This is a genomic window from Streptococcus sp. CF7_Ac1-8 (genome assembly GCF_024295435.1).
GTDB lineage: Bacteria > Bacillota > Bacilli > Lactobacillales > Streptococcaceae > Streptococcus > Streptococcus mitis_AP.
In genome coordinates, this window is sequence record NZ_JANCPI010000017.1 from 42,849 (window position 1) to 49,043 (window position 6,195).

The 6,195-nt window shown below is 40.5% G+C and carries 7 protein-coding genes; 3 read left to right on the forward strand and 4 right to left on the reverse strand.

Annotated features, from left to right (window positions below):
* Positions 1-31 precede the first annotated feature (31 nt).
* The gene (locus tag NMM26_RS08760) at positions 32-1,372 is read right to left on the reverse strand and encodes a sodium-dependent transporter (protein ID WP_120718877.1); all 1,341 of its coding nucleotides are present in this window, start codon (positions 1,370-1,372) and stop codon (positions 32-34) included.
* A gap of 235 nt (positions 1,373-1,607) precedes the next feature.
* Between NMM26_RS08760 and NMM26_RS08765 the strand changes: the two genes are divergently transcribed.
* Positions 1,608-2,348, forward strand: coding sequence for a MerR family transcriptional regulator (locus NMM26_RS08765; RefSeq protein ID WP_000274780.1), 741 nt, complete (start codon positions 1,608-1,610; stop codon positions 2,346-2,348).
* A gap of 41 nt (positions 2,349-2,389) precedes the next feature.
* Here the strand turns inward: NMM26_RS08765 and NMM26_RS08770 are convergent, their stop codons facing one another.
* Genes NMM26_RS08770 through NMM26_RS08780 form a run of 3 tightly spaced genes read right to left on the reverse strand, consistent with a single transcriptional unit; the run spans position 2,390 to position 5,031 of the window.
* Positions 2,390-2,911 (reverse strand): DUF1697 domain-containing protein, encoded by a 522-nt coding sequence (locus NMM26_RS08770; protein WP_000400044.1) that lies wholly within the window; start codon positions 2,909-2,911, stop codon positions 2,390-2,392.
* A gap of 37 nt (positions 2,912-2,948) precedes the next feature.
* Positions 2,949-4,127 (reverse strand): NAD(P)/FAD-dependent oxidoreductase, encoded by a 1,179-nt coding sequence (locus tag NMM26_RS08775; protein WP_004241636.1) that lies wholly within the window; start codon positions 4,125-4,127, stop codon positions 2,949-2,951.
* Between the two features lie 58 nt (positions 4,128-4,185).
* Positions 4,186-5,031 (reverse strand): DegV family protein, encoded by an 846-nt coding sequence (locus tag NMM26_RS08780; RefSeq protein WP_000219922.1) that lies wholly within the window; start codon positions 5,029-5,031, stop codon positions 4,186-4,188.
* A gap of 124 nt (positions 5,032-5,155) precedes the next feature.
* Between NMM26_RS08780 and NMM26_RS08785 the strand changes: the two genes are divergently transcribed.
* A complete protein-coding gene (locus NMM26_RS08785) occupies positions 5,156-5,713 on the forward strand; it encodes a TetR/AcrR family transcriptional regulator (RefSeq protein WP_000004135.1) in 558 nt (185 codons plus the stop codon).
* An 18-nt stretch (positions 5,714-5,731) separates the two neighbouring features.
* On the forward strand, positions 5,732-6,195 hold a 464-nt coding region (locus NMM26_RS08790), incomplete at its 3' end, for a cytidine/deoxycytidylate deaminase family protein (RefSeq protein ID WP_254754219.1).

Sequence of the window (6,195 nt, forward strand, 5' to 3'; positions counted from 1 at the left end):
GGCCTGAGTTTACTACTCAAGTCCTTTTTGATTACATAAATTGGGCGATGAAGACCACGATGATGATGATTGGAATGATGAAACGAAGAAGGAAGAGCCAGACTTGGAACAGTCCCTGTTTCCATGCTGTTTCATCAAGATGGAGTTCCTCCATTGCAAGAGCCTTTTTAAAGATATAGCCTGTAAAAAGTGAAAGGCAGAGAGCTCCAAATGGCATAAGGAGATTGGAAACCAAGAAGTCCATAGCATCAAAGAAGGTCTTCCCAAAAATATGAACATCTGCCATAATACTGTAAGATAGGGCTGAAGGGATTCCAAAGACAAAGGTCAAAATTCCTAAAATAACACTCCATTTGGCACGCTTGCTGTTGTCCTGATTGGTGATATTGCCTACATTGATTTCCAACATAACGACAGAAGAAGTGACCGTCGCAAAGAGGAAGAGCATGAGGAAGAGGATGTAGAAAATGGTTCCAAAAGGCATCTTGTCAAAGAGCTGAGGCAAGACGATAAAGAGCAGGCTCGGTCCCCCTTCAGATTGGATATTGAAGGCTGACATGGCTGGGAAAATGGCTAGACCCGCCATGATAGATACTGAAATATTCATGACTACGATGGAAATCCCTGACTGGACTAGATTGGTTTTTTTGTCCAAATAAGAAGCATAGGTCAGCATGGCTGTAACCCCTAGTGAGAGGGCAAAGAAAGATTGTCCCAGAGCATAGAGGAGACCAGCACTTGTCAGCTTAGAGAAGTCTGGTTTTAGGAAGTAAAGAACCCCTTCCATGGCATTTGGCAAACTGAGAGAGCGCCCAATGATGACAACAAAGATGATAAAGAGCAGGGGCATCATGACTTTCGAAGCTCTTTCAATCCCTTTTTGAACCCCACGTGATACAATGAAGATATTCAATAGGATAAAGGCTGCTTGAGCTCCTAGGGCAATGGCTGGATTTGAAATGATTGAAGTAAATAACTGAGCATAATCACCCGTTCCACCAAGTTGGAACAATTTTCCAAACTCAATGCCTAGATAGACTAAAATCCAGCCACCAATAACACTGTAAAACGATAAAAGGATAAAAAGGGCAAAGGCACCAATCCAACCGATAAAGTTGTACTTGCTATTCTTTCCTAGTTTTCCAAAGGTTTTGATAGCTGAGACACCAGCACTTCGGCCGAGGGCAAACTCAGCTAGCAAAAGGGGAAAACCGATTAGAATAGTGGAGATGAGAAAGACTAGTAAAAAGCCTCCTCCACCGTTAGCAGCAGTCATATAAGGAAATTTCCAAACGGCTCCAAGTCCGATGGCTGAACCAGCAGATGCTAGGATAAAGCCCAGTTTAGAACCCCATTGCGATTTTTCAGACATAGTTAAACTCCTAAAATTAGTATTACAAAAGAAAAAGCTACTGCCCTTGGCAAATAGCCTCATAAGTACTCAAAATGAGCCTTTCTTTTGATTGATAGACTTGACTATCCTATCATGTTTTCTAAGGTCTGTCAAGAAAACCATTTTCATGTTATGATAAAGTAAAAAAATTTCGCAAAAACGCTTGACTCTGACCTAAGGGTAGGGGTTATACTATCATTGTAAGGAGGAAATCATGTACCATATAAAAGAAGCTGCGCAGCTTTCGGGTGTCTCTGTCAAGACCCTGCACCACTACGATAAGATAGGGCTTTTGGTTCCTTTAAAGTCGGAAAACGGCTATCGAACATACAGTCAGGAGGATTTGGAGCGACTTCAGGTCATTCTTTATTACAAATATCTAGGTTTTTCTTTAGAAAAAATAGCAGAGCTATTAAAGGAAGAAAGGACAGATTTATTGCCCCATCTGACCAGACAGTTGGACTATTTGACTCGAGAAAGGGAACATCTGGATACCTTGATTTCAACCTTGCAAAAAACCATTAAAGAACAAAAAGGAGAAAGAGAAATGAGCATTCAAGAGAAATTTGCTGGATTTAACTACCAAGACCATCAAAAATACCACCAAGAGGCGGTAGAGAAATATGGACAAGAAGTCATGGACCAAGCGCTGGAGCGCCAAAAAGGTCACGAAGACGAGGCTACAGCTGCCTTCAACCAAGTTTTTCAAGCTTTGGCACAAAATCTTCAAGCTGGTCTACCTGTAACAGCAACCGAAAATCAAGAAGAAGCCACTAAACTCTTGCAAGCCATCCGTACTTATGGATTTGACTGCTCTATTGAGGTATTTGGTTATATCGGTAAAGGCTACGTCTACAACCCAGAATTTAAGGAAAACATTGACAAATTTGGACCTGGAACAGCCCAGTACACATCAGATGTCATTGCCTATTATGTCCAAACTCAGACAAAATAAAATCGGAGGAGCATTCTTCCGATTTTTACTAAATTCAAGCACTATTTGCTTAATAATTTTTCTACCACATTTAGTTTTCGCATGGTCAAATCTACATTAAAAAGCTTTTCAAGATAGTTGGTATGGAGTTTCTTTTGTTTAGCAGTTCTAGGGAGATAGAGGTAAAGACAATGGTTACCGATACAAATTTCTTCTTCACCGTAATCAATTTTCAATTTTTCTAAAGGGAGACTTTGAATAGATTCTTGATAAAAAATCACATGTATACGGTCATAAAGATAGTGTTCTCCAAACGGGTTTTCTTGGACAATTTTTTTAAAATCACTTTTGTTCTTGATAACCATTTTTAAGTCGGCCCCAATTTTTTCCTTTATCAGAGTATGAACACATTCTCGTATTTCTTCTAAATCTAAATCACTTTCAAGAATGATATTCCCACTTTGAATATAGGTTCGAACGTGTTGAAAACCAGCTTCTGTTAAAATATCTACCAAATAAGACATTTTCGGGATAGCATTTTTTCCATTAGGAGTAACACCTCTTAGTAAAATAATATGTTCCAAAGGACTTCCTTTCTTATTTTGTATTTTAGTCATTCAATTATTTATATATTTGATTTGAGCCTGCCACCCAACCGGTACAGAGGGCTGAAGTGATATTAAAGCCACCCGTGTGGGCATTGATATCCATGACTTCGCCAGCAAAGTGAAGGCCAGGTACCAGCTTACTTTCAAGGGTTTTAGGGTTGATTTCCTTAAGACTGACACCACCCTTGGTAACAAAGGATTTGGCGAGAGACATTTTACCAGTCACAGGGATTTTGAGGGTCTTAATAGACTGGAGAAGTTGTTCTTGTTCCTTTTCACTCAACTGTTTGACTTTGTCAGGATAGCCTTGCACAAAAAAATCTGCCAAGCGTTCTGGAAGCAAAGTTTTTAAGGCATTTTTCAAGGATTTTTCCCGATTTTCTTCTAGAAATGTAGTCAAGTCATTTTCAGAAAGATGAGGCAAGACATCCAGTGAAAGGATTTCACCACCCTTGACAAAACTAGACATACGTAGGGCAGCAGGGCCAGACAAACCAAAGTGGGTAAAGAGCAAATCGTGAGTGATGACATGCTTACCATAGCTTAGGGTCACATCGTCCAGCGAAATACCCTGCAAGACCTTGTGTGGAAAATCTGTCAACAAAGGACTCTCAGCGGCCTCAAGTTCGGTGATGGTGTGCTTAAAATGACGGGCGATCTCGTGACCAAACCCAGTTGAACCAGTCGAAGGATAGGATTTACCACCTGTTGTGACAATGAGTTTCTCACAAGTGAAGGTTTGGTCTGCGGACTTAAGGACAAACTGGTCGTCTATCTTTTTAACCGAAACAATCTCCGTTTGAGTAGCAACTCGACCACCGAGTTCAGTGATTTTCTTTTCCAAGGCCTCGATAATGGTCCGAGACTTGTCACTAGCAGGAAAGACGCGTCCGTGGTCTTCGACCTTAAGTTTAACACCATTTTCTGTAAAAAAATTAATGATATCATGGTTATCAAATTGGGAGAAGACACTGTAGAGAAAGCGCCCATTTCCAGGGATGCCAGCTAGCAGGTCGTCCAAGCTACCATTGTTGGTCACATTGCAACGTCCACCACCAGTCCCAGCTAATTTTTTTCCAAGTTTCCGATTTTTTTCGATAAGGAGGGTTTTCTGTCCATAAAAGCTACTGGAAATCGTAGCCATCATACCAGCAGGTCCTCCACCGATGACAATAGTATCAAAATGTTTCATAGCTCTATTGTACCACAAAAAAACAAGAGATGATGGTCACCTCTTGTCAAGAATGCAATTAATCAATTTCATATCCCATCAGCAAACCACCATCTTCTGCATAAAAACTGCAGAGACCAGATGTTGGGATAATTTTAATATCTGCTTGTGGGAAGGTTTCGCGAATTCGCTCTGAGAGCTGTTGGCAACATTTCTCGTTATTGCGTTGGGCCATGATAATACGTCCACCAGCATATCCAGCTTTTACTAACTCATCATAGGCAGCTTGAACTGATTTCTTTGGTCCTCGTGCTTTTTGTAGTAGTTCGAGAGTTCCGGTTTCACTAGCTTCTCCAACCATACGGATGTTGAGAAGGCCAACGACTGTACCGATAAGCTTGCTCAAACGGCCGTTTTTCACCAAGTTATCGACCTTGGCCAGAACAAAGAGCAACTTGGTTTTTTCTTGATAGGCAGTGATAGCTTCAACCACTTCTTCAAAAGACAAGCCCTGGTCAATCAAGTTATTCAATTTTTCTACGAGCAAGTCAACTTCCCCACCAGCAGACAAACTATCAATTACATGAATTTTAGTATCAGGATGGTCTTCAAGATAAATATTCTTTGCTAGTTGAGCACTATTGTGACTGCCAGAAAGAGTACCAGTGATGGTTACTAGGAAAATATTTTTGGCTCCTTCAAATGCTCGTAAATAATCATCTGGGCTTGGACAAGCTGATTTTGAAGCTTCTGCAGTTGCATACATGGTTTCCATCATTTGGTCAATGTCAAGATTGGCATCATCAACAAAGACCTGATCAGCTACTTGAATGGTTAAGGGGACACTTATAAAGGTCGTGTCAATAGCTGGTGTTGCCAGCTGACGATAATCACAACCAGAGTCAGCAATAATCTTCCAAGTCATAGAAATTCTCCATCTTTGTCAGTTATACATTGACAAAGGTTCTGTCTTTTTTTACAATTATATCATGAAAGCCCTTGAAACAAAAGCCTCATCCGTCTGTTGTGACAAGTAGAAAGAAAATGTTATGTCTGAACGTAGAATCTCTGAAAAGTCTCTTGAAAATCTCAGAAAATCAAACCAAGAATCCAATTTATTAACTAGAGAAGCCATCGAAACAGCCCTCTTGCAACTCTTGGAAAAAAAGGACTTGACCAAGATTAGTATTTCTGAATTGGTCAAACGTGCAGGCGTTTCGCGTGCGGCCTTTTATCGCAATTATGATTCCAAAGAGGAGATTTTAGAAAGCGTCTTTAAACGAACTGTCCACAATATTATGGAACAGTTGCATCATTATGATTTAAAGACAGACCTTTATCTGGTCTGGGTTCACCTTTTCCGAGAGGCCAGAAAGGAAGCCAGAGTGATTCAATTGGCCTTGGATTACCATCTGGAAAAAATCTTTGTCCAAGCCATGCAGGAATTTTTAGAAAAATACCATGGGAAATCAAAAGGTGTCAGCTCTTATCTTCATTCCTTTTGGAGCTCGGCCATCGTTTCTGTCCTTCTAAAATGGATCAAGGATGGCATGAAGGTACCAGCTGAAAAGATTGCAGATTTAGGTTTACCATTTTTTAAAAAATAGAGAAAAAGGAGAAGAGATATGACTGAAAAAAGACTAGCATGGGATGAGTATTTTGCAGCCCAAGCCTTACTAATTGCCAATCGTTCCACTTGTAAACGTGCCAAAGTGGGCGCAATTTTGGTAAAGGATAATAAAGTTATTTCCACTGGTTATAATGGTTCGGTGTCAGGGACTGAGCATTGTATTGATCACGAATGTCTGGTCATCGAAGGTCACTGTGTTCGCACTCTTCACGCAGAGGTTAATGCCATTCTCCAAGGTGCAGAACGTGGGGTTCCCAAAGGCTTTACAGCCTATGTGACCCACTTTCCATGTCTAAACTGTACAAAACAATTGCTTCAGGTTGGTTGCAAGCGTGTGGTTTATATCAACCAGTACAGAATGGACGACTACGCCCAATACCTTTATCAAGAAAAAGGGACAGAATTGACTCATTTACCACTTGAGACAGTACAGACAGCTCTTAAAGAGGCTGATCTAAT

Excerpts from the sequence above, each read along its gene's own strand:
- NMM26_RS08760 (WP_120718877.1), bottom strand. The coding sequence starts at position 1,372 with ATGTCTGAAAAATCGCAATGGGGTTCTAAACTGGGCTTTATCCTAGCA.
- NMM26_RS08765 (WP_000274780.1), top strand. The coding sequence starts at position 1,608 with ATGTACCATATAAAAGAAGCTGCGCAGCTTTCGGGTGTCTCTGTCAAG.
- NMM26_RS08775 (WP_004241636.1), bottom strand. The coding sequence starts at position 4,127 with ATGAAACATTTTGATACTATTGTCATCGGTGGAGGACCTGCTGGTATG.
- NMM26_RS08780 (WP_000219922.1), bottom strand. The coding sequence starts at position 5,031 with ATGACTTGGAAGATTATTGCTGACTCTGGTTGTGATTATCGTCAGCTG.
- NMM26_RS08785 (WP_000004135.1), top strand. The coding sequence starts at position 5,156 with ATGTCTGAACGTAGAATCTCTGAAAAGTCTCTTGAAAATCTCAGAAAA.